This window comes from Nonomuraea sp. B10E15 (assembly GCF_039871615.1).
Classification (GTDB): domain Bacteria; phylum Actinomycetota; class Actinomycetes; order Streptosporangiales; family Streptosporangiaceae; genus Nonomuraea.
On the sequence record NZ_JBDPMB010000017.1, the window covers coordinates 152,294 to 178,348 of the forward strand.

Below are 26,055 nucleotides of genomic sequence, written 5' to 3' on the forward strand. Positions count from 1 at the left end.
AGGCCCGAACGACAAGACTCGCAAGGAGAAGAACGATGTCGCTGAAGAAGATCAACACCGTCCTTGCTGCCGCCTTCATCCTCTTCATCCTCTGGTTCGGGGTGGAGTTCATCCTGCGCCCCGAGACGATGGCGCCGGGCTTCGGCCTGCCGAGCTGGCCGTCCGGCGACGGCGACGGCTTCCTGATCATCAAGGGAATCCGCGACGTCGTCCTGGCCCTCGTGCTGGGCATCCTGCTGGTGACGGGCCACCGCCGGGCGCTGGGCTGGGCGCTGCTGGTGGAGGCCTTCGCCGCGTACGGCGACATGACCACCGTGCTGGCCCACCACGGCTCGGTGGCCACCGCGCTCGGTGTCCACGGCCTGACCGCGACGCTGATGGTCGTCAACGGCCTGCTGATGATGCGCGAGACCCGCAAGGTCGCGGCCGCTCCGGCGGCGCCCGCCCCGCAGCCCGCCTGACGCCACCCTGGCGCGTGTCGGCGTCGGTCAGGGCGCAGTACGGTGTTCCCCCACTTCTTTGAGAACTCGAATAAGGGAGACGACGATGACGGTCAACGATCTGCGCGGTGTCCTCAAGGGGCGCGTGCTCCTGCCCGATGACGACGGCTTCGAACAGGCTGCCACCGCGTGGAACCTGACTGTCAGGCAGCCGGTGGCGGCCGTGGCGGAGGCCGCGGATGCCGAGGACGTGGCGGCGCTCGTGCGTTACGCGCGGCGGGCGGGCATGACGGTGACCGCGCAGCCCAGCGGGCATGGCGCCTCCGGTGACGTGGACGGCCTGATCCTGCTGCGTACCGGCCTGCTGAAGGAGGTGGAGGTACGCGCGGAGGAGCGCGTGGCCCGGGTGGGCGCGGGCGTGAAGTGGGGGCAGGTGCTGGCCGCGAGCGGCCCGCTGGGCCTGACCGGCCTGTCCGGCAGCGCGCCCGGAGTCAGCGTGACCGGCTACACCCTGGGCGGCGGGGTCGGCTGGTTCAGCCGCAAGTACGGCTTCGCCTCCGACAGCGTGCGGGCCGTCGACATCGTGGACGCCGACGGCGAGCCCGGCCGGGTGACCGCCGAGTCCGACCCCGAGCTGTTCTGGGCGCTGCGCGGCGGTGGCGGGGACTTCGCGGTGGTGACCGCCCTCGAACTCGAGCTGTATCCCGTGCCGGTCCTCTACGGCGGGCGCGTGATCTGGCCGGAGCACCGGACCAGCGAGGTGTACGACGCGTTCCTGGAGATCACCGCCGAGGCGCCGCGCGAACTCAGTGTCTGGATCAACCGGTTCCAGCCCCCCGGCGCGGCGCCGATGGTCACGCTGGATCTGGCCTACCTGGGTGAGGCGGCTCAGGGAGAGGATCTGCTGGCGCGCATCGACAAGATCGAGGGCGCGATCTCCGACAGCCGCGGCGTCGTCCCGATCGCCGACCTGGGTGACATCACCGCCGAGCCCACCGATCCGGCCCCATCCATCGCTCGTGCGGAACTGCTCACCGGCCTGGACGCGGACGCGGTGGAGCTCCTGCTGGCCAAGCCGGTCGAACCGCTCATCAACGTGCAGATCAGGCACCTGGGCGGGGCACTCGCGGAGCCGGGCGGCGGGGCCGGCGCGAGCGGCACGGTGGCCGAGCCGTACCTGCTCGGCCTGCTGGGTCTCGGCCTGCCGCAGGCGGCCGATGCGACGCGCGCCAAGCAGGCCGACATCGTGGCCGACCTGGAGGCCTACACCAGCGGCCGCAAGCCGTACACCGTACTGTCCCCCGGCGAAACGGCGGCGGAGTCCTTCTCCCCCAGCGCGCTCGCGCGACTGCGCCAGATCAAGCGGGCCCGTGACCCGCACAACGTGTTCCGAGCGAACTACCCGGTGCTCGGATAGATCGGTTCCAGCAGGTCACAGCCCCACCGCCCACCGGGGTGGCGGGGCCGCAGGGCGCGATGTCACGCGCCGGGCCGTATCAGGCCGCTCTCGTAGGCCAGGATGACCAACTGGACCCTGTCGCGCACGTCCAGCTTGGCGATGGCCCTGGTGATGTGGGTCTTGGCAGTGAGCGGACTGATGATGAGGCGCTCGGCGATCTCGTTGTTGGAGAGTCCGATCGCCACGAGCTTGACCGTCTCCAGTTCCCGGGAGGTGAGGGCGGCCAGCCGCTGCCCGGCGCTGGGCGTGAGGTCCTGCCGGTGGGCGAACTGCTCGATGACGCGCCGGGTCACGCCCGGCGACAGGAGCGCGTCTCCGCCGGCGACGGCAGCGACCGCCCGGCGGAGCTCGGCGGGTTCGACCTCTTTGGTGAGGAAGCCGCTGGCTCCGGCGCGCAGGGCGGCGAAGACGTGTTCGTCGGTGTCGAACGTGGTGAGGATGATGACGCGACAGTCCGGAGTGGTCGGATCGGCGACGATGCGGCGTGTGGCGGTGATCCCGTCGGTGCCCGGCATGCGGATGTCCATGAGGATCACGTCGGCGTGGGTGCTCGCGGCCAGCCGTACGGCTTCGTCGCCGTCCTGGGCTTCGCCGACGACCGTGATGTCCCGGGAGCGGGCCAGCAGGCTGCGGAAGCCGGCCCGTACGAGTGCCTGGTCGTCGGCGAGAAGCACCTTGATCGTCATGCCGTCGAGCCTGCCACAGGGATGTCGGCCCGCACGGCGAAGCCGCCGCCGGGGACGGGTCCTGCGGTGAGCGCGCCCCCGAGTGCGCTCACCCGCTCGCGCATGCCGGCCAGGCCATGGCCTTCGGTGACATCGGCGCCGCCCGGGACGCTGCGGCCGTTGTCGGTGATCTCGACGGTGATCGAGCGAGGCTGGTAGCCGATCGTCACCTCGGCCTTGCTCGCCCCCGCGTGCTTGAGCGTGTTGGCGAGGGACTCCTGTACGACGCGGTACATGGCGATGGCGGTGATGGCTGGGACGGCCGCGCGGTCGCCGTGCTCGTCGAGGGTCACCTCAAGCCCCGCGGTACGGGCGTCGGCGATGAGGGTGTCCAAGGAGGCCAGATCCGCCTGGGGTGCGGTGTCGCCGGGATCTTCACGCAATATTGTGATGAGGGAACGGAGGTCGGTCATCGCCCGGTTCCTGACGTCCTTCGCCAGGCGTAGCGCCGCGGCGGCCGCTGCCGGGTCCTCCTCCAGAGCGTCGGCGGCGACATTGAGCTGCACGCCGACGACGGCCAGCGTGTGGGCGATGACGTCGTGAACCTCGTGCGAGACGCGCAGCCGTTCCTCGGCAGCGTGCGCACGGTTGTCGGTTTCGCGCAGCCGCTCGTGCCAGCGCATCGCGGCGGCGTAGGTGAGGCCCGCGGCGATGAGGATCGCCAGGAGCAGCCCTTCCCCCGCGACGTGGATCAGGTAGCGGGTCGCGTTCGTGTCCAGGATCCAGTGGGCGTCGACCGCGGAGTAAACCAGCTGGGCCAGGCCGATCGCGGTCACCCAGCGTACGCGTGGTGTGGTGGCGGCGGTGAAGTAGGCGACCGCGGCCGGCCAGATCCAACCGGCGGGAGACCAATGTCCGGTGAGGTGATAGACGAAGATCCCGCCGATCGACAGCAGCAGCACGGTCATCGGCCAGCGGCGTCTGACCAGCAGGAGTGCTCCGAGAAGCAGCCCCAGGGGGATAGGGCCCTGCCAGGGGGTGTGCACCCCGGCGGCGAGGGCTACGGCGACGAAGAAGACCAGAGTGAGAGCAGCGAGCGTGACATCGGTGATCCGGGCGAAGTGCCGGACAGGCGCGGGTTCGCGTCGTGGTGACGGCTCGGCCATGCGGAGGCCCTTTCTCGAGGGGTGACCGGTGTGACGCCGGGCCGGGGCGTACCGGACGGCGTCGCCCAGGTGCTCACATGGGCGACGCCGTCGGCATGTTCTTTCCGTAGGCGATCAAGGACTGCGGAGGCTCCGGATCTGTCTACCAGCCCGGGTGGGCAGGTCCGGATCAGACGTGGGTGACCAGGAGGGTCACGCCCGCCTCGCCGCCACAGTCGACGAGAACAGGACCGACGCCGTTACCGATCTTGGGCGCGAGAGTCGCCTTGGCCACGAATCCCTTCGGGCTGTCCTCCACGATGCGGATGTTCTGTAGCACCGGGTGCTTCCTGTCGAGCCCGGCAAGCACGGCCTTGAGCCCCTTGCCGCCGCCGCAGTGACCGGTGATCGTCACCTCCTCGCCGCGCTTGGTGGTGGGATTGGGGCTGACCCGAACCACCGCCCTGGCGCCCTTCGGCGGCTTCGGCGCGGCCATCGCAGCGGTGGCCGTGCTCGCCGTGCCGGCCTGGGCACCAGCCGGGGCGCCGGCCCATCCCAGCAGACCGGCCGTCAAGCTCAGCCCGGCGATCGCAGTCATCGCTTTCTTGCTCATGGCGATTCCTCCCGTTCTCATCCGGCTATCTCGCCGAGAAACGCTAGGCCGGGCCGTACCGGGATCGCGTCGTCCGTTGATCGTCACTTGACCTTGCACCGTTCGCTGTACGCATTACACCGAAGGGAGCAGGCCTCAGGCCCCAACCCGGCAGGGACTGGCAGGGCTTCGGGGTGGGCACGTCCAGGCAGTCGCGCCGGCATGACGTGGGAGGCCGCAGCTGGCCGCCGTGGGCGTGCCGGCCGCCCGCGCCACGACGGATCGAGGGCGTCACCATGAGCACAGGCCCGCTGTTGTCACTCCGTTGCATGTGCTGCTCGGGTAGCAGTCCGCAGGAGGTCTCGCCAGCCGGGAGCCCGCGCGAGGTCTGCGGGATGCCTCGCCCACAACACGCGGTGGATGCCGACGGGCGAGGCTCCGTCCGATTCGAACCGCGCTGCCTGCGACCGCCTGGCCCGCAGCCGCAGGCGCGAGCACGTGCTCGCCGTCGAAAGCGCGAAGAAACCCGAGACGCGCGTACGGCGGATCGAAAAGGCCTTGGCAGTGCTGCGGGACCGGGATCGTCCGTGCACTCACGGCTCGCCCGGCACGACCGTGGACACGTGACCGGATCGACCCGGCACAAGGCCGCCGCTGGTCGTCCGGCCGCGTTCGTGGACGACCTCAGGGGGCGCGGTGGGGGCGCCGCTCAGCGGCCGCCACCGGCGGCGTGCTCCCGGCGGTCGAGGGCGGCCTGCAGCTGGGCGAGCCACTCCCGGCCCCTTCCGCGCCCGTCGGGGAGTTGGTCATCGCGGTCCCAACGCCAGGAGACCACGAGGGCGAGGCTGAGGATCCGGCAGTCGGCGAGCAGTTCGGAGTCGGCGCCCGGGTAGTGCGCGGCGACGTCCTCCGGAGCATGCGCGAGGTCGAACTCGACGGGTCCGCGGCAGACGGTCTCCAGGTCGATGAAGAGCGGTCCGTCCGCGGTGGCGAGCAGGTTGCCGGGGTGCGGTTCGCCGTGCAGGAGCTGTTGCCGCGCGCCGCGGTCCAGGATCGCGCGGCTGATTCCGTGGAGAGTGTCGGTCAGCAGGGCGCGTTCCGCGGCGCCGAGGTCCGGGCTGACGGCGGGGTCCTCGACCACCCGGAGGGCGTCGGCGACGCGGTCGGTGAAGTGCGGTGTGGCGAGGTCGACGCGGCGCAGGCCGGCGTGCAGCCGGGCCAGGGCGTCGGCGTAGGCGTCGGGCGGGTGGTTCTCGGGTGCGGCGGTGGGCTCGTAGTAGGTCCAGAGGGTGACGGCGAAGCCGTCGCGGACATGGACGCGGGGTTCGGCTCTCGGATCGAGCCCCGCCACCGGGCTGCCGGTCCCGGCGAGGCGCCGGGCGATCTCGACCTCGAAGTCGAGGCGGTGCGCGAGGGGCGCGACCCGGGCGAGCACGCCGCTGGGCCGCAGCCTGACGGCGATCCGGTTCGAGTTGTGCAGCACAGCGGCGTCGTCGGCGCCCAGACCGTACTCGGCGGCCGTGTCGACGGCCGCGGCCACCGCCCGCGGGATCTCGATGTCCTTCATGCCTTCGCTGCCTCTCCCTGCCGGAGTTGACGTGCGGCGCGGGCCCTCGGGACGGCGGCCGGCCGCGGCGAGGGTGGACGCGAGCGCGTCGGCCTGCTCGGGAGGGCGCGCAGCAGCGGGAAGGGTTCGAAGCGGCGGGCGTCGTCGGTGTCGATGCCGCCGAGGTCGTCGGCGACGCGGTCGCAGGTTCGTCCGGTGGGCGGCCGGCGTTGCGTCAGCGCCCGTGTGCGGTCGACCGCTTCCTGGAGGAGTGCGAGGGGTCCGCCGGTCACGTCTGTATGCAACACCACCCGGTCGGTTCCGCGCATTCGGTTTATTGCCGATCGACGGGCACCCGTCGTGGGGCTGGCCGGGAGCGTTGACGACATCAGCGGCTGGCGGCGGCACAGCCAACCGGAGGAGGATCGCTTCGACGCGCTCGTCACGCGGGACGGCGAGGGCTTCGCCCTGATCACGTCCCGCCATCCACTCGATTCGGTCTTCACCCCGAGCACGGCTTGTGGGGGGTGCGGGGCGCCCGTCCCGGCAGCCCGTGGAAGCCGGCGCGGCTCAGTCGTCCAGTGCGGTGAGGGCGGAGTTGACGTAGACGCGGCTGCGCCGGGCCGGGCCGTCGCGCAGCAGCCACATGCGATAGTCGTGCACCGCCCAGTCCCGCGCCTGCCGCTCGGCGAGGGGATCGGCCGCGTAGGTGGCGGCGTGATCGGACAGCCAGGACAGGAACATGCGCACCCGGGAGCGGTAGGTGCGCCGGGTCTCGGCCGACAGCGGCGCGCGCTCCAGCGCCCGCGACCGCGGCGGCATCGGAGATCGTTGGCAGAGGTGTGGCGTTCGAGCGGATCGGGCGGGTCGGGCATAGTGGCCTCATGAAGTACGTGTTGCTGATCTGTGATGATGAGAAGGTGTCGCCGTCCATGGAGGAAATTGCGGTGGACCCGGCGTATCGGGCGTACGGGGCGGAGGTGGATCGGCGGGGAGCCATTATCGGTGGTGCGCGGTTGCGTCCGGTGGCGGATGCGGCGACGGTCCGTGTCCGTGATGGGGAGACGCTGGTGTCCGATGGCCCGTTCGCGGAGACGAAGGACTTCATCGGCGGTATTGACATCATCGAGTGTGCCGATCTGGACGAGGCGATCACGATCGCGGCACGGCACCCCTACGCGAGCCGGGGTTGTGTCGAGGTCCGCCCGGTCTGGGAATGACCACGCCGGAGGCGGTTCGTGCCGCGGTCGATGCGGCGTATCGGGACGAGTGGGGCCAAGTGGTCGCCACACTGATCCGGCTGACCGGGAACTGGGACCTGGCGGAGGACTGCGCGCAGGACGCCTTCGCCGCCGCGTTGGCGACGTGGGGGCGTGATGGCGTTCCGGCTCGTCCGGGTGCGTGGCTGACGACGACGGCACGTCACCGGGCGACCGATCGGCTGCGGCGGGACGCAACGGGGGCGGCGAAGTTGCGGCAGCTTGCTGTGCTGGAGCGGGCTGCGATCGAGCCGTCGGCTGAGGAGATTCCTGACGAGCGGTTGCGGCTGATCTTCACGTGCTGCCATCCCGCGCTGCCGTTCCCTGCCCGGGTCGCCCTGACGCTACGGACGCTGGCGGGGCTGAGCACGGGTGAGATCGCCAAGGCGTTCCTGACCGCCGAACCGGCGATGGCGCAACGCCTGGTGCGTGCCAAGCGCAAGATCGCCGAGGCCGGGATACCGTACCGGGTTCCACCGGCGGAGCTCCTGCCGCAGCGGCTGACAGCCGTCCTCGCGGTGCTGTACCTGATCTTCAACGAGGGCTACGACGAAGAAGACGGGCCCAGGGCACTGGCCGCTGAGGGGATCCACCTGGCCCGGATGCTGGTCCGTCTGATGCCGGCCGAGCCTGAGGCGCGCGGCCTGTTGGCGTTGATGTTGCTGCTGGAGGCCCGCCGCGCGCATCGCACCGACGACGGCGTGCTGGTCACGTTGGAGAACCAGGACCGATCCCAGTGGGATCGCGCGCTGATCGCCGAAGGCCTTACGGCGCTTGACGAAGCGTTGGCCGTGCGGCGCTGTGGGCCGTATCAGGTGCAGGCCGCTATTTCCGCCTGTCACGCCACGGCGCCCGACGCCGCGGCCACCGACTGGCCGCAGATCGCCGCCCTCTATGCGGAGCTCATGCGGTTGGCGCCATCTCCCGTGGTGGACCTCAACCGCGCCGTGGCGGTCGCGATGGCCGACGGCATCCCCGCCGGGCTCGCCCTCGTCGACGAGCTCACCGAGTCCGGCAAGCTCGATGGCTACTACCTGCTGCCCGCGACACGGGCCGATCTTCTCCGGCGGGTCGGCCGCCTCGCCGAGGCCGCGACGTCCTACGAGGAGGCGCTGAAACTGGCGCCGACCGACGCCGAACGTCGCTATCTGACGGGTCGTCTTTCCGAGCTCTGACCAGCACAAAGGCCATCGCGGCCGAATTTTCGAAGTTTCTTCCCGGTTGATGTCGATCCCGGGCGGCCTCCTTCGTCGGTGGGGCGAAACCACCCAAGAGAGAGGCAAGGACATGCCGGACACCGAGTACCTGACCGCCACCATGACCGTCGACCGGACGCCGGAGCAGATCTTCGAGGCCGTAACAGACGTCCGCGGCTGGTGGAGCGAGAACCTCATCGGCCACTCTGCCGCCCTGCACGACGAGTTCGTCTTCACCGACGACAGCGAATACGCCGGTGAGACCGTCCGGGCCAAGAAGGGCTTCCGTTTCGCCCGGTTCCAGATCACCGAGTTCGTGCCCGGCAGGCGGGTGGTCTGGCACGTCGTGGACTCCGACAACACCGGCCTCGACGACCGTGACGAGTGGACCGGCACCAACGTCATCTTCGACATCACCACCGACGCGCAGGGCACGACGCTGCATTTCACGCACGAAGGCCTCACCGCGGCCGAATCCGCCTGCTTCGAAGCGTGCTCGCGCGCCTGGACCTTCTTCATCACCACGAGCCTGTCGCAGCTGCTCACCACCGGCGCCGGCCGGCCCATTGCGAGCTACCGCCGGTGAACCGCCGCGAACTGAAAGACACCGAACCCCTGTCTCACACACAGCTCCGTGGAAACCGCCACTAGTCCGCTGACCTCCACTCGCCGGCGGAAGCCGGGCCCTCGCCAACGGCTCGTGCTGGTACCGGCATGCGCCGCCATGGCGATGGTGGGCCTCGACATCGCCATCGTGAACGTGGCCCTGCCCTCGATCCAGCGGGATCTCAACATCAGCCAAGGCGCTTGCAGTGGGTGATCGTCGCCTACGGTCCGCTGCTCGGCGGATTCCTCCTCGTCGGTGGCCGGATGACCGACCTGCTAGGACGACGCCGCGTCTTGCTCGCCAGGCTCGGCTTGTTCACCGCCGCGTCGCTGGTGGCGGGCGTGGCGCAGCACGCCGCCGTGCTGATCGCGGCGCGCGCCGACCAGAACTCCCGGCTCTTCCGCGGTTCACCCTGACAGCAGCGTCGCCTCGTGGTCCTTGATCACTGCTGTGACCTGGCTGCGTGCGGCCCCAGATGATGGCCCCCTGTTCGGCCTGGGGTCCAGGCCGCGGACGTCACGCAGGGCGATCTGCGCCTCCCAGCCGACCACGACGGTCAGGGCCGAGATCAGGCGCTGAGACGACTCCTCGCTCAGGGTGCCGCGGAGCGGTTCGCCGGGCTCGCTCCAGCCATTCCACCCGGCGGGGGCTGCGTCGCTGGCCGGTCAGCTCTTCACCGTCGCGACCCTTTCAAGATCATCCCAATGTGGGTTTTGGGCTTGTGCGGGCTGTTACCTGACAGGCCAATCCGGCTACGACAAACGCCCGCACAGGGCCCTGCCCCTCCTCAAACGAGCGATCCGAGCCCTGGCGCAAGACACCGCCTGCGGACCAACTCCATGTGGGTCGCCGACTCCCACCCCCGTCGAGTGGATCCGACCCCGCCCTCCGCCCGGCCGTCTCCGACGCGAACACGATCAAGCGGAAACCCCACCCAGCCACATTCACCGCTCCGAAACGATCAGGAACCGCAATCGCGATCGATCACTCCGCTACCTGGCGGCTGGGGACACGTTCGGGAGTGGAAGGCCGGTTCAGGCTGCCTCCGGCTTCGTCCCACCGCTACGACGGTAGAACGACGAGGTCTTTCACCTCCGTACGGACGATCAGCGCCTCGTGGCGCACTGGGGCTCATGACACGATTCTTGCCGGCACCCCTGCAAGCGCTCATCGGCCTGCTCTCGGGCATTGGCCACCAGGTCGCCGTTGCCAGGCGACCCCTACGCTTCAAGATCGCGAAGCGTCGCTGGAGTCCAGCTGGCCCGCACGCAGCTCGGCCGCCACCGCGCGTTCCCGCAACTGCGCCGCCTCCGCACGCGCCGCGTCCAGTTCGGCCCGCACATCCTCCAGCCGTACCCGCTCCAGCCGCAGCTCCCCCCGCAACCGGTCGCGCTCCTTGACCGCCGCGTCGGCCCGCGACTTCTCCCGCGCGGCCAGCTTGTGCTCCCGGGACAGCGCGGCCGCCGACTCGTCCTGGAGCGCCGCCGTCTTCGCGGTCAGCCGCTCCACCTCACCGGCGGCCTGCGCCGCCTCCTGGAGCGCGACCGCACGGTCCCGCTCGGCGGCGGCTGCGGCCCGCTCCGCCTTGACGGCCCGCTCCACGGCCCGATCGCGCTCCTGCGCCGCCGCCTCCTCCCGGGCCCTGGCGCCGACCGCCGCACGTTCGGCCTGCTCGCGAGCACGCACGGCCGCCGCCGTCTCTTCCCTCGCGCGGTCTCGCTCCGTCCGTGCCTGGCCGGCGGCCTGCTCAGCGCGTACGACGTGCGCCCGCGCCTCAGCGATCTGCCCTTCGGCCAACTCCACCCGCTCCGCGAGCTCGCGCACGGCCTGACCTCTGGCTTCCTCGGCCAGCTCCACCTGGTGAGCCGCCTCCGTGGCCTGCCGTTCGGCCAGCTCAGCGCGCCGCTGCGCCTCCTCGGCCGACTGCAGCGCCTGCCTTTCCGTACTGGCCGCCTCCCGCAGCGCCGCCAGCGCCTGCTCGCGGGCCCGTTCGGCATCCGCCAGCGCGGTGTCGCGCTCGTGCTCCGCCTCCTCCAGCCGCGACCGCATCTCGGCCGTCTGCCGGCGAGCGTGCTCGGTGGCCTCACGCGCCAGCCGTACCTGCTCGAACGCCTGCTCCCGTTCCGTGCGCGCGATCGCCACCCGCGTGTGCGCCTCCGCCTGCACGGCACTCAGCTTCGCCTCGACCCCCGCCGGGCTCAGCTCGTCGGCCAGCGCCCGGGCCAGTGGCTCGATGGCCGCCGCCAGCCCGCTCTCCATGCGGTCGTACAGCTGCTCGGCCCTGGCCAGCGCACCCTCGAGCCCTGGCGTGGCCCGCCGCAACTCCCGCTCGCGCTTGGCGGCGGCCTGGCAGTCCTTCTCCGGACAGTACGCCCGTGGCCGGCCTCTCCCCCGCCGCTGCTCGATCGCCGCCCCGCAGTGCTTGCACGGCGTAACCAGATTGCCCTCTTGCGTCACTGCGGCAGTCTAGCATTTTCTATTTTCTAGAAATTACAAATCAGAAAATCCTCTCTCTTGCGCTCGAGCATGGCATCCTCAACTTGCGAGAAGGCAGAATTCCCGCAAGTTATGCGTGCCGGCCGGAGGCGGGATCGGAAGCGAACCAGTGGCGGGTGTCCTGTCTCACAGGACCCGTTCGCCACACCCCTGCAGTGGTTTGGTCACCTCATTGCAGCACTCAGAGAAGGACAAATCCTCTCGAAGCGGTCGTTTCCTTTGCTGCGCGGACCTGCGTGGCGACCGCGGCTTGGTTGGGACCAGCCACTTGTCACTGGAGCATCGGGGGGTGTGGGCTCCGGAGAGCTGTTTCAGATCGGAATTCTCGTGGCGGAACGCCGTAGGCCGTGCGGAAGGCGCGGCTGAAGTCGCCTGCTCGGCCGAACCCCCACCGGGTGGCGATCTCGTGGATCGGCACCCCGGCCAGCTCCGCATCGGCGAGGTCGCGACGTACGCGTTTCAGCCGCTGGTCGCGTATCCACGCCGAAACCGTTTCGCCGTAGTCCTAGAGCCGGTGCAGGTAGCTGCCCAACCGCTGCCCACAGATCCTGGATGAATCGCTTGAGCAGCTCGCTCACGGCGCCGTCGGAGGGCAGGCCACAACCGAGCGCGCGGTCTATCGCGTTCGTCCGCAACGGCGTCACGGCTTTGGGGATGGCGACCATGGCCAGCTCAGGAGCCTCCTGCCCGTCGGGCCGCAGGCTCACCTCGTCCAGCTGCGCGAGGTCGTGCACGTACAGATCGCCGACGCTCACGATGTCCTGCCGCCTCGCCCAGGTCGCCCTTACCGTGCCGTGCTTCGGCACGACGAGCTGGAGAACGTCCTCATCGTCGGTCCCCGGCCGGCCCGCTTCCCGCCGCAGACGTATCGGGCGGAACCTTTTCACCCCGAGAACGGCAACACCGAGGTCCACCACGCGCCCGCCGGTTGAGAGGTCCGTCCCGTTGGCGCCGGTGACCTCACGGCATGAATCGGCGTGGTGATCGAGTTGCTCCAGGCCGTCACCCGAAGACAGGCCGTGGGTTGTTCGAGCATTCGTGCCTCCCTCCGTCGAGTCATCCCTGCAGGCATGACCGGGACGGCATCATGCTCGCGGCAGTCGACGGCGACCACCACGATGGTGTCCGTCAAGGCTGCCGAGATAGTTCTTGATCTCGATGTTCTCGTGAACGCCCATGCTGTTGACGCGCTTGGACAGGGCGCGCCCGAGGGGGGCAGGCAACGCGCCGACCAAGCGCATGGTCTGGGCGCCCGCCCACAGCTGTGCCCGGGTGCCAGGAATCACCTGCTTGACCATCCGTTCGGCGTAGGTCCGAGCCCTTCGTACGTAGCCGGCCATTTCCCGCTCGTAGGCGGGGAAGGCCGCGGTGTGGTCGCCGCCGGCGGCGGCCAGCTCGCCCGCGAGCACGTACGCCCCGATCAGGGCCAGGCTGGTGCTGGCGCCGACGGCCGGCCCGGGGCAGTATGCAGCGTCGCCGACCAGGCTCACTCGTCCTCGCGACCAGCTGTCCAGGCGTAGCTGTGTGATCTCGTCGAAGTAGAACGCCGGCGCGCGGTCCAGCTCGGCGAGCAGCCGAGGCGCTTCCCAGCCGATGCCGCCGAAGTGCTCGAGCAGCAGCTCCTTCTGCCGGGCCGTGTCGCGGCGGTGGTAGTCGAGGCGGCCAGGGGGGCGGAACATGAAGATTGCCCGAGCCTCGTCCAGGTGCCGCGGGCTGTACATGGACAGCACGCGGCCGGGCACGGCCATGGTGATCATCTCGGCGGAAAGCCCGAGGTGGTCGGGAACGGTGGCCACCGCCACATAGCCACCGAGGTGACGGGAGAAGGCGCGTTCCTCACCGAAGGTCAATCCGCGGACGTTGGAGTGCAGGCCGTCGGCGCCGATCACGAGGTCGAAGGAGCGGGGTGAGCCGCGCTCGAAGGTGACCTGCACCTCGTCCCGGCCATCGCCGATGGAGGCGATGGAGTCGCCGAAGACGTATTCGACGTCGTCGCGGGTGGCGTCGTAGAAGATCTCGCTCAGATCGTCGCGCATGATCTCGACGTGCTCGCTGCTGGTCACGCCCAGTGCGCTGTGGTGGTCGAGGCGTATCGGGCCGGCGCCTTCCATCAGGAACGTCACGCGTTCCGTGCCGACCTCGCTGTCCAGAACGGCGTCTCTCAGGCCCATGCGTTCGACGATCCGCAGTGAGGGGCGGAACAGGTCGACGGCGTGTCCGCCGGTCTTGCGGAGCGTGGGGGCCCGCTCGACCACCGTGGGCCGGTAGCCGTATTGGTTCAGCCAGTACGCGAGCACAGGGCCGGCCACGCTGGCTCCAGAAATCAAGATTCGCATCGCGCTTCCCTCGCTCATCCGGACAGGATGGCCGACTTGATCGTCTGCTCGAACACGGCGGCGATCTGCCGGTCTCGTTCGGTCTCCGGCGGCATCGCCTCCAGCAAGGCCTGGGTGCGTTGCTCGATCGGGCCGGCCAGCATCCGGTCGGTGGGCACGTACAGCCTGTTCTCCCGCACGGCCCGCACGACCTGTTCACCAACCACATCCGCCGGCAGCCCGAAACGCTCGAACAGCGCGTCGCGCGCGTCATGGGCGGGTAGCCCGCCGCCGGGATCGAGCTTGGCGCTGTTGGCCATGACGCCGGTGTGCACGAATCCGGGGCAGACCACGGTCACCCCGATGCCGCATTCGCCGAGCTCCCTGTGCTGTCGCAACGCTTCTGATAGACCGACCACGGCGAACTTGGAAGCGACGTAGAGAATCTTGTCGCTGGCGACGAGCCCCGCGCCGGAGGCGATGTTCACGATCTGGGCAGGCCCGCCCCGGTGCAGCATGCGGGGCAGGAACGTCTGCAGGCCGTTGACCGTGCCGCCCAGGTTGATGCCGAGCACGTGGTCCCACAACTCGTAGGTCAGGGAGGACGGCGGAACGGCGGCGGCGACCCCGGCGTTGTTGCACAGCACGGTGACCGGTCCGTGCCGCTCTTCGACGGTGTCGGCCACGCGGGCGAAGGCGTCGCGGTCGCGGACGTCCAGTGCGTACGCGCTCACCTCACCCAGCGCCGACAGCTCCTGCTCGGCGACCCGGAGCTGGTCACGATCGACGTCGGCCAGCGCGATCCGGGCACCGGCCCGGGCGAAGGCACGGGCGAGGCCGAGCCCGATGCCCTGCGCCCCACCGGTGATGAAGACGGTGGCATCCGCGAGGTTCTCCATGGTTCTCCTTCATTCGCTACAGCTACTGCATTTATTTAGTAACATTACAACATAAGCTACTGCATCAAACGTACCGGCGGCGGACCCTGGTGCGGACCCACAGTGCCGGCCACCCAGCGTCCCGGCTGTCACCGCGACGAGCGTGGACAGTGAGTGCAGCAGCATAAAAAATTTAGCGGCTGTAGCATGGGTGCATGGTTGAGACCAAGGGGCGGCGAGAGCGCAAGAAGCTCCAGACGCGACAGTCGCTGACGGATGCGGCCATGCGGCTGTTCGAGCAGAAGGGATTCGACCGCACCATGGTGATCGAGATCGCCGAAGCGGCCGATGTGTCGGAACGGACGTTCTACCTGCATTTCCCCACCAAAGAGGACGTCGTGATCGGCACCGCGCAGGAGCGCCTGGACGAAGGGCTGCGAGCGATCGCGGAGTGGCGGCCCGGCGAAAGCGTGGCAGAGGCTCTCGAACGCGCCGCGCAGGCGATAGTCGAGAACACCTGGCGTTCGGATCTGCCGAGCGGTCTGGCCGCACTACGGGTGAAGCTGCTCGCCTCCACGCCGTCGGTCCAGGCGCGGCTGGTGCATCAAATGTTGCGGACACAGGGTGAGCTGGTCGAGGCGCTGCATCGGGCGGTGCCGGAGCTGGTCAGCCGGACCGAGGCGGCGGCACTGGTGGGCGCGGTGCTCGGCGCGCTCAACGCCACCGCCATCGTCAGCATGGAGCAAGGCGACGGGCCCGACCAGGTGCGTACCGCGTTGCGCCGCGCCATCGACCTCGCACTACGACCTCAGCACATGCTCGCCCTTCTGAGGCATGCCGGCTGACCCGTTCACCGGTTCCCGGCTGCTTCATGACGTGGTAAGGATGATCTTGCCGTGGGCTTCGCGCCGTTCCAGAGCGCGGTGTGCCTCGGCGGCCTAGGCGAGCGGAAAGCCGGCCCCGATTCGCGGCCGGATGTGATGCCCGGCAGGAGGCGGTGGTTGCCGCGCATGGCCGGACCGCCGAGAGGGTCGCAGACGATCCTGACTCCCCCGGGATGTTCTTCGCGTACGACCTGGACGGCATCCTGGTGGCGGTAGTCGATCGGGACGATGTCGTAGTCGCGCAGCCGGTGCAGGGTGCGTTCGGAAGCGGTGCCGTACGTGACCAGTCGCCGTTGGGCGCCGAACTGGCACAGCGCGTCGCCCACGCCGCCGGTCGCGCCATGGATGAGCACGGTGTCGCCCGGGCGTGCCCGGCCGTGGCGGTCGAGGATGCTCAGCGCGGTCAGGTAGTCCAACGGGAGGGCGGCCGCCACCAGCGTGTCGAGGCCATCCGACACGGGGGCCAGCGTCTGAGCGGGCAGGTTCGTGTATTCCGTGTAGCCGCCCATCCTGGGCAGGCACGCGGCGACGCGGGGCACCGGGCACCAGCCAAGCCGGCGCCGTCTCCACACCGTGGTCGACCACCTCGCCCACGAGCTCATACCCGGGTGAACGGCCGGCCTCGCTGGAAGAGGTACTCCCCCTTGCGCCATCACGTCGGTGTAGCCCGCTCCCGCGGCCAGCACCCTGACCCGAATCTGGCCCGGCCCGGGGGCGGGCGTGACCGCATCGGACGGTCTCAGCGCCGCGGCGTCGCCGAAGTGCCGCACCACGATCCGGGCGTGCTTGATGGGCTACTCATCGATCAACCCCCTGGAGGGTGGACAGCCAGTCGAAGATGATTTCGTGGGCGAGGTGGACGGCCCCGTTCTGGCAGTGCAGACCTCCGCCTTCGGCCCCGGGGAACTCGTGCACCCAGACCGAGCGCGCGCTGGTCAGCCGGCGGGCGCTGGACTATTGGACGCTGCGCCCGCAAGGGCTGCGCACCAAGAAGACCAGCGGACCGGCCGCCAAACTGGATGATGCGCAGGTGCGGCGGTTATATGAGCTGATCGTGGGCCATGATCCGCGTCAGTTGAGTTTCGGGTTCGCGTTGTGGACCCGTGGCCGAACTGATCCGGCGTGAGTTCAAGGTGAAACTGTCGCTGCCCATCCAGTACGAACTCGCCGCGGGCCATGTCCCCGTGAGCGTCGTTCCACGACACGTGCACGACCGGGTGGTCCCACAGGTCGGCGAGGCCGGTGCCGGGGCCCCCGGGACGCCGCCAGTCGGCGCCCGTGACGGCTCACCACCACGGCGTCACCTCCGGCCGGGGCGATACGCGGCGGATCGCAGCCGCCGCTGCAGAGGCGGATCCATCCGCTGATGGGCGGCGAGCCTGGCGATGGCCAGGGCCGTGGCTGGGACGACCATGACCGCGCAGTATCCGGCGAGGACCCCGCCGGTGAGTTGCCAGCCGAGGTCGGAGTTGGCGATCAGCGCGATCGCGGCGAGGTAGGGCAGCATCGTGGCCACGCTCCATACGATGATCAGGACTCCGGCGGCGAGTTGCCCGATCCGAAGCGGAAGCGATGGGAAGCAAGAGGACGATCTGGCCTGCACTAACGCAATCGCATGTACCTGGCGGCAGCAGTCTTACCGACATCGCCGCACACCTGGTCATCACCACGGGCAAGAGGAAAGACCGGCGCATCCTCTTGAGGCGTGGCTTCGGCCTCAGGTCGGCAGGCCGCGCAGGCCGGGTCTACCGCACGCACCGGTGCGGCCTGGTGGTGCTCAGCTGATGAGTGCGAAGGGGTCGGCGTAGAAGCGTTCCAGCACGCAGGTGGCAGCGGCGACGACGGGAGCGTCGTCGTCGAGAGCGCTCGGTTTGATCAGCTGGTCAGCGTCGAAGTCGCGCCGCATCCACCGCCGTGCCTCTCTGCGGATCTCGGTGATGTGGTCGGGGACCAGTAGCGGTGTGCCGAAGACGATGATCTGGTCGGGGGCGAGCAGATCATGCACGGTCGCGACGGCCTCGCCGATCGCGCGTGCGCGGTCGCGCAACAGGTAGTCGGCCAAGGAGTCACCGCGCCGGGCGCGCTCGGTGAGGTCATGGACGGACCGCTCTTCGGTGAGCACACCTTCGCGCAGTGCCCGGCTGACGACGGCTCGATCGCCGGCGACCGACATCAGGCAGCCGCCACGGCCGCATTCGCACGGCAGTTGTGCGGGGCGGGAGAGCGGGAGGTGGGCGACATGCCCCGCACCCTCGTTCTGGCCGTGGTGGAGCTCGCGGTCGATGACGATGCCGGCGCCGACCACGTTGCCGATGTACAGGTGCACGAAGTCCCGCACGCCGGGATCGACCCCGAACCACATCTCTGCCCGGCACAGAGCACGTTGGGTCGCATCGACGACGAGCAGGCCGGGGAAGCGACCCGCCGCGAGCGCTGGGATGTCGACGTCGGTCCAGCCGAGCATGTCGTGATCGCGGATGCGCCCTGAGGCGGCGTCCACCCTGCCTACCGTGGTGAAGCCGGTGCCGATGATCTGCGCCGACGTCGTTGGGATGAGGCCGGCCACACGTTCGGCGGCCTCTCCGACCACGGTTGCGGGGTCGAGCTCGCCGCCGTGCGGGATGCGTATTTTGTCACCCACCGGCCGACCGCGCAGGTCCACCAGGCCGACCGTGGTACGCCGCAGACCGACGTGGATGCCCACGGCGTGGAAGCGCGCGGAGGCGAGGTCGAGCGGCACCCGCGGCCGGCCCGCGTCTCCTGATGTGAGGGCGGGCAACTCCTGGAGAAGCCCCGCCCGGGTCAGCTCCGCGGTGATGCGGGTGGTCGTGCCCGAGCTCATCGAGAGTCGTTCGGCGAGATCGACGCGCGGGGCGGGCCCTTCTTCGAGCAGGGCTCGCAAGAGCGCGGCCACATTGTGTCTGCGCACGTCGTACGTCGCCGCAGCCCGGGAGGGCACGCTCGGGCTCCGCATGGCATCAACCCTCTCGTCGACCGCCTTCATATTTTCTGTTTGCTTGAATTAAACCCCTGAAAGTCGGGGGCTGCAACGACACCACCGTCGCTCGGGCAATCATATCAGGGGCTGGTCTTAGCGATTAACTTCTGTTAGAAGTTTATATCTCAGACCTCATCAGGGAGGAACGGCATGACCGATGAGAGCACGCCCTCGCGGCGTTCGATCCTGCTCGGCGGCGCAGCCGTGGTGGGCGCCGCAGGTCTCGACCTGCTGTCCGCGCCCGCCGCGGCCACCCCACGCTGGCGCAGAGGGCGCTTTCCCGGCGACCCGGGCCCGGGCAAGCTGGTGTACGGATCTTCCATGGGGCCGCAGCAGACGGTGCCCGACTTCGAGAAGGGCCTTGGCACCACGCTGGGGTGCCACCGGAGCTACTTCAAGTATGTCAACGGGGAGCAGTGGCGCGACATGCGGCGCGTCGCCATGGACGATATCAAGCACCATCGCATTCCTGTCATCTCCACCAAGCTGCCGGGCCCCTGGCAGGAGGTGGCCGACGGCAAGCACGACGTCTGGCTGAAGGACGTGGCCAGAGCGCTGGGCAGCGTACCGGGCCCGGTTTGGTTCTGCCTGCACCACGAGCCGCGCGGTGAGCAGACGCCCGGGGCCTACCGCGCGATGTACCAGCACGCCGCCCCGATCCTGCACCGGTTCAAGAACATCGCCGTGACCCCCATCCTCAACGGCTGGATCTGGCAGGGCGGCGACGACGTCGAGGCGTGGCACATTCCCGAGGCCGATCTCATTGGCGTCGACGACTACAACCCCTGGTGGACCTACGACACCACAGAAGCCGAATATCGTCCGTGGAAGACCCCGGAGACGATCTGGGGCGAGCCCATCGCCACCTGCCTCGAATGGGGTAAGCCGCTGTTCGTGGCCGAGTACGGCGTGCGCACCGCCTACCAGGAGCCGGGCAAGTCCGCCGCCTGGCTGGCGCACGCCTACGAGTACGCGCTGCAGCAGGGCCTGGTCGCGCTGTCGTACTTCAACTCGGGCGTGGAGTCCCCCAACGGCACCTGGGTGCTGGACGGAGAGCGGCTCGACGCCTACAAGAAGCTCGCCCACCGCCCCGAATCCGTCCATCCCGTGTGAGGACCACCGTGATCGAGCAGCAGAACGCCGTCGTCGTCACCGGCTCGTCCGGGCGGCTCGGCCGGGCGGTGGTCGAGCACCTGCTGGCCACGGGTGTTCCGGTGGTGGGCATCGACCTTGAGAGGGCCCCCGCGCCCGGCTTTCGCGTGCACACCATGGAGATCCGGGACCCCGGTGCGCTGCGGCCGGTTCTCCGGGGCGCCCGCGCCGTCATCCACCTCGCCGCCATGCCCAACCCGCGCGCCGGTCCCGGGCACACGATTTACACCGTCAACACCACGGCGACCTACGCCGTGCTCGATGCCGCCCTCACGGAGGGCGTGCCCCGTGTGGTGACGGCATCCAGCGGCGCGGTGCTCGGGATCTCCTCGGGTCCGCGCGAGCTGTCCCCGCTCTACGCCCCGGTCGACGAGGCGCACCCGGTACGTCCACAGGACGGCTACGCCCTGTCCAAGCAGGCCGACGAGGCCGCTTGCGCGATGTTCCATCGAAGCGCCGGCCTGTCCGTGGCGGCGCTGCGCTTCCCCGCGATCGGAACCCCCGAGCTGCTGCGGGAGCGCGTTCGCCGCGAGCGTGCGGAGCCGGGGTTCCTGCGCCGTGGGCTGTGGGCCTACGTCGAGGTGCGCGATCTGGCACGGGCCTTCGCCGCCGCCGTGACCGCGGAGGGCATCGGATGGGAGGTGTTCGCGGTGGCGGCGGCCGACACCCTCAGCGAGATACCGACCGAGGAGTTGCTGCGCCGCCACCACCCGGGCACGGCCCTCCGGGGCTCGCTGCCCGGCTGCGCCTCGGTATGGGACGTCAGCAAGGCGGGCAGGATGCTCGGCTGGCAACCGGGGTACACCTGGCGGGAGGCGGAACACGTACCGATGTGAGGCGACGGGCGGCGGCGATCGATTCAGGGCGCCGCCGCCCTGAGCGCGAACTCACCGATGAACCGGTCGACCTCGGCCACGTCCGGTGTCTCCGGACCGGGCGACCGGCAGGTGGGGGCATCGATGAGGCCGCGGCGCCAGGCGATGGCCTTGCCCATCGCGAGTGACCGGCCCGGCTGCGGCCACCACTCCTCCAGCCAGGCGGCGAGTCTGGCGTGCAGGGTGCGGGCGGTGTCGCGTTCCCCCGCGTCCCACAGGCGCAGGATGCGTACGTAGAGATCGACGAAGCCGCCACCGGGTTGCACTCCCACCGCGCCTGCCTCCAGCGCCTCGAAAAGGTCGATGCCGGCGTTGCCGGCAAGGCACGGGACGCCGTGCCTGGTGAGTGCGCGGATATACGCTCCGGGAGAGCGGCATTCGACCTTCACCGCGGCCAGGTTGGGATGGTGGGAGCGCAGCGCCGTGAGGTTGTCTGGGGTGAGCCAGGTGCCGGTGGCGCGCGGCACGAACTGCACGATCACCGGCATTGGCCCGGCCGCCTGCAGCACTGCGGCCAGATGGTCGAGAACCATCTGACGCGCAGGGGAGCCGAAGTGGGGCGGCAGCACATTGATCGCGCCCGCGCCGAGGTCGGCGCACCGCCGGACCTGCCTGACGGCATGATGCGTGGCGTGCTCGGCCACGGAGGCGATCATGACCCGTCCCGGTGGTACGGTCCCGGCCAGGTCGGACAGCAGGTGCAGCCGCTCCTCGTCGTTCAGCGCGAAATACTCGGAGGCGAAGCCGGGGAACATGACAGAGCCGACACCCAGCTCCCAGGTGTGCCTGCTCACCCGGTCGAAGGAGCGGCGGTCGGTTGAACCGTCGACGCCGAAAGGGGTGGGCAGCACGGGGCTGACGCCCCGGATCGTCGCATGATCTGTGCTCACGCCGATTCCGCAAGGAAGTCGAGCCCAGGGGTGAGGCCGACGCCGAGGCCGGGAGCCATGGACAGGGGCAGGCTCGCCCCCATCACGGTCTCCGGCGGCGTGACCACCGCGGCGCGGTCCACGTCCTCGCCGTACATGAGCTCCACCAGCGTGAAGTCAGGGTGGATGGTCGCCAGGTGTGCGCACACGGCGGTGCTGATCGGGCCGCAGGGATTGTGGTAGGTCACGTCCACTCCTGTGGCCTGCTGAGCCAGGCGCGCCAGCGGGGTCAGGCCGGAGGTGTACTTGGGGTCGAGCAGCAGCACCCTCAGGTGCCCGGTGGACAGCGCCGCGGCGAGCTGCTCGGGGCTGTGGATGGTCTCCCCGCCGGCGATGGGCGCCTTGGCGAGGGCAGCCAGCCAGCGCATGGCCTCGGGGTCGGTGACGTCCACGGCGTCCTCCAGCCAGGCGACGCCGAGGTCGTCCAGGCGTGGGACGGCCGCGGCGAGCTCCTCCCTGGAGAGCTTGTGATGCACGTCGATCATCAGCTCGGCGGCCTCGCCGATGGCCTCTCGCACGGCCTGGGCGATCGCGAGCCCGGTGTCCACGATGGACCAGCCCGGCAGCGGAGGCCCGTCGAAGGGAGCCACCTTGATCTTGCCATGGCCGTCGGCGACCGCGGCGGCCGCCTTGATGGCGAAGTCCCGGGGCCGGCGCCTGCCGCCGCTGCGGTTGATGTTGGCGTAGACCGGAACGCTCTCCCGCTGCTCGCCTCCGAGCCAGCGCCACAGCGGCACTCCTCGCGCCTGCGCGGCGATGTCGGCCAGGGCCATGTCGAGGCCGCCGATGACGGTGCGCCGTAGGAAGCGGGTGCGGCGGTCGCCGTGCAGCGCGCACTCGCGGCGCAGTTGGTCGCAGAGGTCCTGCCCACCGGCCACCGCGTCGGTCCCGAGCACTCGGGAGGCCAGCCGTGCGACCGTCTCCGGCACCTGTTCCGGCCACCCGCTGTCGGAGCACTCCCCCGTTCCCACCAGACCGTCCTCGGTCTCGATCTCGAGGAACATCCACGTCGATCTCTGTGTCGCGCGGAAGCGGCGCAGGCGAAGGTCGGTGATCCGCAGGCTCATATGGGCTCCTCATCGAGGCAGGCTATAAATTTCAGACAGAAGATAATGGCCTCGATCCAGCGCGTCAATGGCAGTCCTCCCGAGAGCCTCCTTGGGGCGAATGCCTTGACGCCGCCGTAGCCGGCAGATTAACTTCTGTAAGGAATTAACTAGTTGAGCAGCTAGAAAGCTCAGCCGAACGGCCTGGCCCGCCGACGCGCAACGGAGGATTCCACCATGAGCAACCATCCCGGCCAAGTGCCGCGACGAGACTTCCTGCGCTGGGGTATGGCAGGTATGGCGTTGCTGGGCACGGGCGTCAGCGGCTGCACCTCCGCCGTCGAACGCGAAGCCAGGAACAAGAGCGCCAGGGCGAGCTCGCGGGGCGGCCGGCTCGTCATCGCGCAGGGCACGGACATCATCCCCAAGACCGTGGTCAACCAGTCCGCCCAGAACGCCACGTGGCGCAGGCAGGTCTTCAACAGCCTGATCCGCCTGGACAGGAAGACCCACGAGATCCTCCCGGAGTTGGCCACCGCATGGGAGACGAGCGACGGGGGCCGCGTGATCACCTTGACTCTGCGCGACGGCGTCACCTGGCACTCCGGTCGTCCCTTCACCGCCGACGACGTGCGCTTCTCCATGGAGTTTCAGCGCGATATGCAGCCGCCGTTCGCCTTCGCCTGGCTGCTCAAGCGGCTGGCTGAAGTGGAGGCGGTGGACCCCAGGACGGCCCGGCTGGCTTTCGACGAGCCGGTGAACAACCTCTTCGACGCGCTGTCCCTGATGATCCTCCTGGATCGGGAGTCGGCCAAGGAACTCGTGACCGGTGCCAAGGTGGTCGGCACTGGCCCGTTCACCTTCGGCGAGTACCGGCAGGGCACCAGCCTGCAGCTCGACCGCTACGCGAAGTACTGGGAATCCGGCAGGCCAGATCTGGACGGCGTTCTGGTTCGGGTGATCACCAAACCTGAGGCCCGCATGTCCGCACTGCGCTCCGGCCAGGTGCACCTGGCTACGGGGGTTGGCCCCATGGAGCTCAAGCAGGTGGAGGCCGACCGGAAATTCACCGTCACCCCCTACGACACCTACAGCTCCGGCGTCTACGTCGGCTGCAACGTCAACGCGGACCCGCTGAAGGACAAGCAGGTACGGCAGGCGATCCACTACGCGCTGGACCGCCGCAGGATCAGTGACGAGATCTACCGTGGCAAGGCCACCCCGAACGCCACCACGTGGTCGGCCGGCAGCCCCGCCTACAACCAGCGGCTCGCCGACCACTACGCCCGCGATCTGCCCCGCGCCCGGAGGATGCTCGAGGAATCCGGGGTCGGGGGCGCCGAGTTGGTGTTGGAGTCGGCGCAGGCGGTGAGCAAGGCCGCGGAGATCGTCGAGTTCAACCTGCGCGAGGCCGGGCTGCGACCACAGCTGCGCGTGCTCAACGCCACCCAGCAGCAGGAGCGCATCGAGAACCGTACCTTCGAGGGCATGTTCATGGGCCAGCACGGCTACACCAACCTCTCCCCCGCCAACCTCCTCTACAGCGCCATGCCGTACCGGACCACCCAGAACCTGTTCAATTTCGCATCGGAGCAGTACGAGAAGCTCGCCGCAGCCACTCTGAGCGCAGCGGGAAAGGACGAGCAGCGTGCGGCCTACGACGCCGTCACCGCGTTCGTCCTGGACGAGGCGTTCTGCTGCGATCTCGTGCACGCCACTCCCACCGCCGTCACCACCGGCGTCTCGAACTGGGACTATTCCGTCTGGGACGACGTGCTCCTGGGCAACTCCACGGTGATCTGACACGTGCTGTCCTACTTCATCCGCCGCCTTCCGACCGCGGCGCTCACCGTCATCCTGACCTCGGTCGTCGTCTTCCTGTTGGTCGGGCTGCTGCCCGGCAGCCCTGCTTCGGTCATCCTCGGCGAGCAGGCCGATCCTGCCGCTGTCGCCGCCCTGGAAGAGCGCATGGGCCTGGACCGGCCTCTGCTGTGGCAGTACACGGACTGGGCCCGCGGCCTCATCACCGGCGACCTCGGCGCCTCCTACGTCTCCGGCGCGCCGATCGCCGAGACCCTCGGGGTGGCGGCGGGCGCCACCGTGGAGCTGGCGCTGGCCAGCCTGGTCGTCACGGCCGTCACCGGGGCGGCGTTCGGCATCGCCGCGGCCACCGTACGACGGCGGGTGCCGCAGGCACTGCTCCGCGGCGCCAGCGCGCTGATCTTCGGCGTGCCCGAGTACGTCCTGGGAATCCTGCTCATCCTGGCGTTCGCGATCACCGTCCGGTTACTGCCCGCGGGTGGCCGCGAGCCGCTGCTCACCGACCCGGAGATCGGCATCCAGTACCTCGCCATGCCCGCCATCGCACTGGGCCTGCACTCGGGCGTGGTCGTGGGCCGGTTCCTGGAGACCGAGCTACGCGGGCAACTGGAGGAGGAGTACCTCGACACCGCGCACGCCAAGGGCGTCTCCGCCCGCCGGGTGCTGTGGAGGCATGCGTTGCCCAACGCGCTGCCGCCGGTCATCACGGTGCTGGGCGTGCGCGTCGGGCACCTGCTCGGCGGCGCGGTGGTCATCGAGGCGGTGTTCGCCTGGCCCGGACTCGGCCAGGTGCTGGCGAACGCGGTCGCGAACCACGATTATCTGATCATCCAGGACCTGGTGGTCTACTTCGTCGTCGTCTTCATCGCCGTGCAACTGGTCAGTGACCTGATCCACGCGTCCCTCGACCCACGCGTCAGGCTGGACGGTGAAGCATGAGAACACCCCGGGCGCTGCGCTCTCCCGGCGGTGCGGCGGGAGCCGTGACCGTCCTGGTCCTGGTCGCCGCCGGCCTGCTCGCGCCATGGCTCAGCCCGTACGCGCCCGACTTCCAGCAGACGGGCGCGGTCCTGCGGGGGCCGTCCGCCGGACACTGGTTCGGCACCGACGACCTCGGCAGGGACGTGCTCTCGCGGCTGCTGTACGGCATCCGACAAGATGTGATCATCATCGTCCTGGCGGTGCCGCTCAGCAAAGCGATCGGCATCGCCATCGGGTTGCTCGCGACCACGCACAAAGCCGCCGACGTGCTCGTTCAGCGAGTGCTCGACCTCAAGCTCGCCTTCCCCACGGTGATCCTGGGCGCGGCACTGGCCGCGTTCCTCGGCCCCGGCTTCTCCACCGTGCTGATCGTCATCGTGATCAGCGGCATCCCCGTCACCGCCCGGCTGACCCGGACCGCCGTGCTCACCGAACGCGAGCGAGGCTACGTCACAGGTGCCCGGGTCGTGGGAGCCTCGCGCACCGCGATCCTGGTGACGCACATCCTGCCGAACGCGGTCGACGCGCTCGTGGTCAACTTCGTGATGTCCGCAGCCGGCGCCGTATTCCTGGAAGGCGCGCTCAGCCTGCTGGGCTTCGGCATACAGCCGCCCGCCCCATCGCTCGGCGGCATGATCGAGAAGGGCCTGCCGTACCTCGCGGAGCAACATTGGGGCGTGCTCGCGCCCATCGCCGTGCTCACCGGGCTGGTCATCGGACTCAACCTGCTCGGCGACGCACTCAACGCGGCCCTGCGCCGCGGATGACCCG

The 26,055-nt window shown here is 69.6% G+C and carries 27 protein-coding genes; 13 read left to right on the top strand and 14 right to left on the bottom strand.

What is annotated here, in order from left to right; genetic code table 11:
• Positions 1-35: 35 nt before the first annotated feature.
• Positions 36-461 carry a DUF4267 domain-containing protein gene (locus ABGB14_RS35565; protein WP_347648234.1) on the top strand — a complete coding sequence of 142 codons (426 nt, stop codon included), beginning with the start codon at positions 36-38 and terminating at the stop codon, positions 459-461.
• 85 nt (positions 462-546) lie between these two features.
• Positions 547-1,857 (top strand): FAD-binding oxidoreductase, encoded by a 1,311-nt coding sequence (locus tag ABGB14_RS35570; RefSeq protein ID WP_347648235.1) that lies wholly within the window; start codon positions 547-549, stop codon positions 1,855-1,857.
• Positions 1,858-1,919: 62 nt separating this feature from the next.
• On the opposite strand, the gene ABGB14_RS35575 is transcribed toward ABGB14_RS35570, so the two are convergent.
• The 3 genes from ABGB14_RS35575 to ABGB14_RS35585 form a co-directional block, all read right to left on the bottom strand.
• Positions 1,920-2,585, bottom strand: a complete 666-nt coding sequence (locus tag ABGB14_RS35575) for a response regulator transcription factor (RefSeq protein ID WP_347648236.1) — start codon at positions 2,583-2,585, stop codon at positions 1,920-1,922.
• Positions 2,582-3,730, bottom strand: a complete 1,149-nt coding sequence (locus ABGB14_RS35580; RefSeq protein ID WP_347648237.1) for a histidine kinase — start codon at positions 3,728-3,730, stop codon at positions 2,582-2,584. The genes ABGB14_RS35575 and ABGB14_RS35580 overlap by 4 nt, the downstream gene beginning before the upstream one ends.
• Before the next feature lie 169 nt (positions 3,731-3,899).
• Positions 3,900-4,322, bottom strand: a complete 423-nt coding sequence (locus tag ABGB14_RS35585) for a hypothetical protein (protein ID WP_347648238.1) — start codon at positions 4,320-4,322, stop codon at positions 3,900-3,902.
• Positions 4,323-4,721: 399 nt separating this feature from the next.
• On the opposite strand from ABGB14_RS35585, the gene ABGB14_RS35590 reads away from it, so the two are divergent.
• Positions 4,722-4,928, top strand: a complete 207-nt coding sequence (locus ABGB14_RS35590; RefSeq protein WP_347648239.1) for a YdeI/OmpD-associated family protein — start codon at positions 4,722-4,724, stop codon at positions 4,926-4,928.
• An 82-nt stretch (positions 4,929-5,010) separates the two neighbouring features.
• On the opposite strand, the gene ABGB14_RS35595 is transcribed toward ABGB14_RS35590, so the two are convergent.
• The 3 genes from ABGB14_RS35595 to ABGB14_RS35605 form a co-directional block, all read right to left on the bottom strand.
• The gene (locus ABGB14_RS35595) at positions 5,011-5,868 is read right to left on the bottom strand and encodes an aminoglycoside phosphotransferase family protein (protein WP_347648240.1); all 858 of its coding nucleotides are present in this window, start codon (positions 5,866-5,868) and stop codon (positions 5,011-5,013) included.
• Positions 5,865-6,140, bottom strand: coding sequence for a hypothetical protein (locus tag ABGB14_RS35600; protein ID WP_347648241.1), 276 nt, complete (start codon positions 6,138-6,140; stop codon positions 5,865-5,867). The genes ABGB14_RS35595 and ABGB14_RS35600 overlap by 4 nt, the downstream gene beginning before the upstream one ends.
• Positions 6,141-6,417: 277 nt before the next feature.
• Positions 6,418-6,669 (bottom strand): hypothetical protein, encoded by a 252-nt coding sequence (locus ABGB14_RS35605; protein ID WP_347648242.1) that lies wholly within the window; start codon positions 6,667-6,669, stop codon positions 6,418-6,420.
• Positions 6,670-6,731: 62 nt separating this feature from the next.
• Here ABGB14_RS35605 and ABGB14_RS35610 point away from each other — a divergent pair, with 62 nt between their 5' ends.
• The 4 genes from ABGB14_RS35610 (at position 6,732) to ABGB14_RS35625 (ending at position 9,325) form a co-directional block, all read left to right on the top strand.
• The gene (locus ABGB14_RS35610) at positions 6,732-7,067 is read left to right on the top strand and encodes a YciI family protein (protein WP_347648243.1); all 336 of its coding nucleotides are present in this window, start codon (positions 6,732-6,734) and stop codon (positions 7,065-7,067) included.
• Positions 7,064-8,281 (top strand): sigma-70 family RNA polymerase sigma factor, encoded by a 1,218-nt coding sequence (locus tag ABGB14_RS35615; protein ID WP_347648244.1) that lies wholly within the window; start codon positions 7,064-7,066, stop codon positions 8,279-8,281. The genes ABGB14_RS35610 and ABGB14_RS35615 overlap by 4 nt, the downstream gene beginning before the upstream one ends.
• A gap of 112 nt (positions 8,282-8,393) precedes the next feature.
• Positions 8,394-8,888 (top strand): SRPBCC domain-containing protein, encoded by a 495-nt coding sequence (locus ABGB14_RS35620; protein ID WP_347648245.1) that lies wholly within the window; start codon positions 8,394-8,396, stop codon positions 8,886-8,888.
• Positions 8,889-9,109: 221 nt separating this feature from the next.
• Positions 9,110-9,325 carry a hypothetical protein gene (locus ABGB14_RS35625; protein WP_347648246.1) on the top strand — a complete coding sequence of 72 codons (216 nt, stop codon included), beginning with the start codon at positions 9,110-9,112 and terminating at the stop codon, positions 9,323-9,325.
• An 811-nt stretch (positions 9,326-10,136) separates the two neighbouring features.
• On the opposite strand, the gene ABGB14_RS35630 is transcribed toward ABGB14_RS35625, so the two are convergent.
• The 3 genes from ABGB14_RS35630 to ABGB14_RS35640 form a co-directional block, all read right to left on the bottom strand.
• Positions 10,137-11,366 carry a hypothetical protein gene (locus ABGB14_RS35630; RefSeq protein WP_347648247.1) on the bottom strand — a complete coding sequence of 410 codons (1,230 nt, stop codon included), beginning with the start codon at positions 11,364-11,366 and terminating at the stop codon, positions 10,137-10,139.
• Between the two features lie 1,124 nt (positions 11,367-12,490).
• The gene (locus ABGB14_RS35635; protein ID WP_347648248.1) at positions 12,491-13,759 is read right to left on the bottom strand and encodes an FAD-dependent monooxygenase; all 1,269 of its coding nucleotides are present in this window, start codon (positions 13,757-13,759) and stop codon (positions 12,491-12,493) included.
• Complete coding sequence (locus ABGB14_RS35640; RefSeq protein ID WP_347648249.1) at positions 13,756-14,619, bottom strand: SDR family NAD(P)-dependent oxidoreductase; 864 nt, start codon at positions 14,617-14,619, stop codon at positions 13,756-13,758. Before ABGB14_RS35640 ends, ABGB14_RS35635 begins: the two co-directional genes overlap by 4 nt.
• Before the next feature lie 194 nt (positions 14,620-14,813).
• Here ABGB14_RS35640 and ABGB14_RS35645 point away from each other — a divergent pair, with 194 nt between their 5' ends.
• Positions 14,814-15,443 (top strand): TetR family transcriptional regulator, encoded by a 630-nt coding sequence (locus ABGB14_RS35645; RefSeq protein ID WP_347648250.1) that lies wholly within the window; start codon positions 14,814-14,816, stop codon positions 15,441-15,443.
• 5 nt (positions 15,444-15,448) lie between these two features.
• Here the strand turns inward: ABGB14_RS35645 and ABGB14_RS35650 are convergent, their stop codons facing one another.
• The 3 genes from ABGB14_RS35650 to ABGB14_RS35660 all read right to left on the bottom strand — a co-directional run bounded on the left by ABGB14_RS35650 (position 15,449) and on the right by ABGB14_RS35660 (position 18,456).
• Positions 15,449-16,021: a hypothetical protein gene (locus tag ABGB14_RS35650; RefSeq protein WP_347648251.1), complete on the bottom strand. Its 573-nt coding sequence runs from the start codon at positions 16,019-16,021 to the stop codon at positions 15,449-15,451.
• Between the two features lie 761 nt (positions 16,022-16,782).
• On the bottom strand, positions 16,783-17,085 hold the full coding sequence (locus ABGB14_RS35655) for a GAP family protein (RefSeq protein WP_347648252.1): 303 nt from the start codon (positions 17,083-17,085) through the stop codon (positions 16,783-16,785).
• 174 nt (positions 17,086-17,259) lie between these two features.
• Positions 17,260-18,456: an ROK family transcriptional regulator gene (locus tag ABGB14_RS35660; protein ID WP_347648253.1), complete on the bottom strand. Its 1,197-nt coding sequence runs from the start codon at positions 18,454-18,456 to the stop codon at positions 17,260-17,262.
• 174 nt (positions 18,457-18,630) lie between these two features.
• Here ABGB14_RS35660 and ABGB14_RS35665 point away from each other — a divergent pair, with 174 nt between their 5' ends.
• Together ABGB14_RS35665 and ABGB14_RS35670 are read left to right on the top strand one after the other, a co-directional pair.
• Positions 18,631-19,593, top strand: coding sequence for a hypothetical protein (locus tag ABGB14_RS35665; protein WP_347648254.1), 963 nt, complete (start codon positions 18,631-18,633; stop codon positions 19,591-19,593).
• Positions 19,594-19,601: 8 nt separating this feature from the next.
• A complete protein-coding gene (locus tag ABGB14_RS35670) occupies positions 19,602-20,468 on the top strand; it encodes an NAD(P)-dependent oxidoreductase (protein ID WP_347648255.1) in 867 nt (288 codons plus the stop codon).
• Positions 20,469-20,491: 23 nt separating this feature from the next.
• Here ABGB14_RS35670 and ABGB14_RS35675 read toward each other — a convergent pair whose 3' ends face one another.
• Positions 20,492-21,397, bottom strand: a complete 906-nt coding sequence (locus ABGB14_RS35675; RefSeq protein ID WP_347648256.1) for a dihydrodipicolinate synthase family protein — start codon at positions 21,395-21,397, stop codon at positions 20,492-20,494.
• Positions 21,394-22,503 carry a mandelate racemase/muconate lactonizing enzyme family protein gene (locus tag ABGB14_RS35680; RefSeq protein WP_347648257.1) on the bottom strand — a complete coding sequence of 370 codons (1,110 nt, stop codon included), beginning with the start codon at positions 22,501-22,503 and terminating at the stop codon, positions 21,394-21,396. The genes ABGB14_RS35675 and ABGB14_RS35680 overlap by 4 nt, the downstream gene beginning before the upstream one ends.
• Before the next feature lie 216 nt (positions 22,504-22,719).
• Between ABGB14_RS35680 and ABGB14_RS35685 the strand changes: the two genes are divergently transcribed.
• From ABGB14_RS35685 to ABGB14_RS35695, 3 genes are read left to right on the top strand one after another with little or no spacing between them, the layout of a single operon-like run.
• Positions 22,720-24,285 carry an ABC transporter substrate-binding protein gene (locus ABGB14_RS35685; RefSeq protein WP_347648258.1) on the top strand — a complete coding sequence of 522 codons (1,566 nt, stop codon included), beginning with the start codon at positions 22,720-22,722 and terminating at the stop codon, positions 24,283-24,285.
• Positions 24,286-24,288: 3 nt separating this feature from the next.
• Complete coding sequence (locus ABGB14_RS35690) at positions 24,289-25,242, top strand: ABC transporter permease (RefSeq protein WP_347648259.1); 954 nt, start codon at positions 24,289-24,291, stop codon at positions 25,240-25,242.
• Positions 25,239-26,051 (top strand): ABC transporter permease, encoded by an 813-nt coding sequence (locus ABGB14_RS35695; RefSeq protein WP_347648260.1) that lies wholly within the window; start codon positions 25,239-25,241, stop codon positions 26,049-26,051. The genes ABGB14_RS35690 and ABGB14_RS35695 overlap by 4 nt, the downstream gene beginning before the upstream one ends.
• Positions 26,052-26,055: the final 4 nt, after the last annotated feature.

Coding starts and splice junctions, on each gene's coding strand:
- ABGB14_RS35680 (WP_347648257.1), bottom strand. CDS start 22,503: ATGAGCCTGCGGATCACCGACCTTCGCCTGCGCCGCTTCCGCGCGACA.
- ABGB14_RS35565 (WP_347648234.1), top strand. CDS start 36: ATGTCGCTGAAGAAGATCAACACCGTCCTTGCTGCCGCCTTCATCCTC.
- ABGB14_RS35575 (WP_347648236.1), bottom strand. CDS start 2,585: ATGACGATCAAGGTGCTTCTCGCCGACGACCAGGCACTCGTACGGGCC.
- ABGB14_RS35605 (WP_347648242.1), bottom strand. CDS start 6,669: ATGCCGCCGCGGTCGCGGGCGCTGGAGCGCGCGCCGCTGTCGGCCGAG.
- ABGB14_RS35695 (WP_347648260.1), top strand. CDS start 25,239: ATGAGAACACCCCGGGCGCTGCGCTCTCCCGGCGGTGCGGCGGGAGCC.
- ABGB14_RS35595 (WP_347648240.1), bottom strand. CDS start 5,868: ATGAAGGACATCGAGATCCCGCGGGCGGTGGCCGCGGCCGTCGACACG.
- ABGB14_RS35665 (WP_347648254.1), top strand. CDS start 18,631: ATGACCGATGAGAGCACGCCCTCGCGGCGTTCGATCCTGCTCGGCGGC.
- ABGB14_RS35590 (WP_347648239.1), top strand. CDS start 4,722: ATGCCGACGGGCGAGGCTCCGTCCGATTCGAACCGCGCTGCCTGCGAC.
- ABGB14_RS35645 (WP_347648250.1), top strand. CDS start 14,814: ATGGTTGAGACCAAGGGGCGGCGAGAGCGCAAGAAGCTCCAGACGCGA.
- ABGB14_RS35610 (WP_347648243.1), top strand. CDS start 6,732: ATGAAGTACGTGTTGCTGATCTGTGATGATGAGAAGGTGTCGCCGTCC.
- ABGB14_RS35580 (WP_347648237.1), bottom strand. CDS start 3,730: ATGGCCGAGCCGTCACCACGACGCGAACCCGCGCCTGTCCGGCACTTC.
- ABGB14_RS35635 (WP_347648248.1), bottom strand. CDS start 13,759: ATGAGCGAGGGAAGCGCGATGCGAATCTTGATTTCTGGAGCCAGCGTG.
- ABGB14_RS35585 (WP_347648238.1), bottom strand. CDS start 4,322: ATGAGCAAGAAAGCGATGACTGCGATCGCCGGGCTGAGCTTGACGGCC.
- ABGB14_RS35615 (WP_347648244.1), top strand. CDS start 7,064: ATGACCACGCCGGAGGCGGTTCGTGCCGCGGTCGATGCGGCGTATCGG.
- ABGB14_RS35570 (WP_347648235.1), top strand. CDS start 547: ATGACGGTCAACGATCTGCGCGGTGTCCTCAAGGGGCGCGTGCTCCTG.
- ABGB14_RS35620 (WP_347648245.1), top strand. CDS start 8,394: ATGCCGGACACCGAGTACCTGACCGCCACCATGACCGTCGACCGGACG.
- ABGB14_RS35660 (WP_347648253.1), bottom strand. CDS start 18,456: ATGCGGAGCCCGAGCGTGCCCTCCCGGGCTGCGGCGACGTACGACGTG.
- ABGB14_RS35640 (WP_347648249.1), bottom strand. CDS start 14,619: ATGGAGAACCTCGCGGATGCCACCGTCTTCATCACCGGTGGGGCGCAG.
- ABGB14_RS35685 (WP_347648258.1), top strand. CDS start 22,720: ATGAGCAACCATCCCGGCCAAGTGCCGCGACGAGACTTCCTGCGCTGG.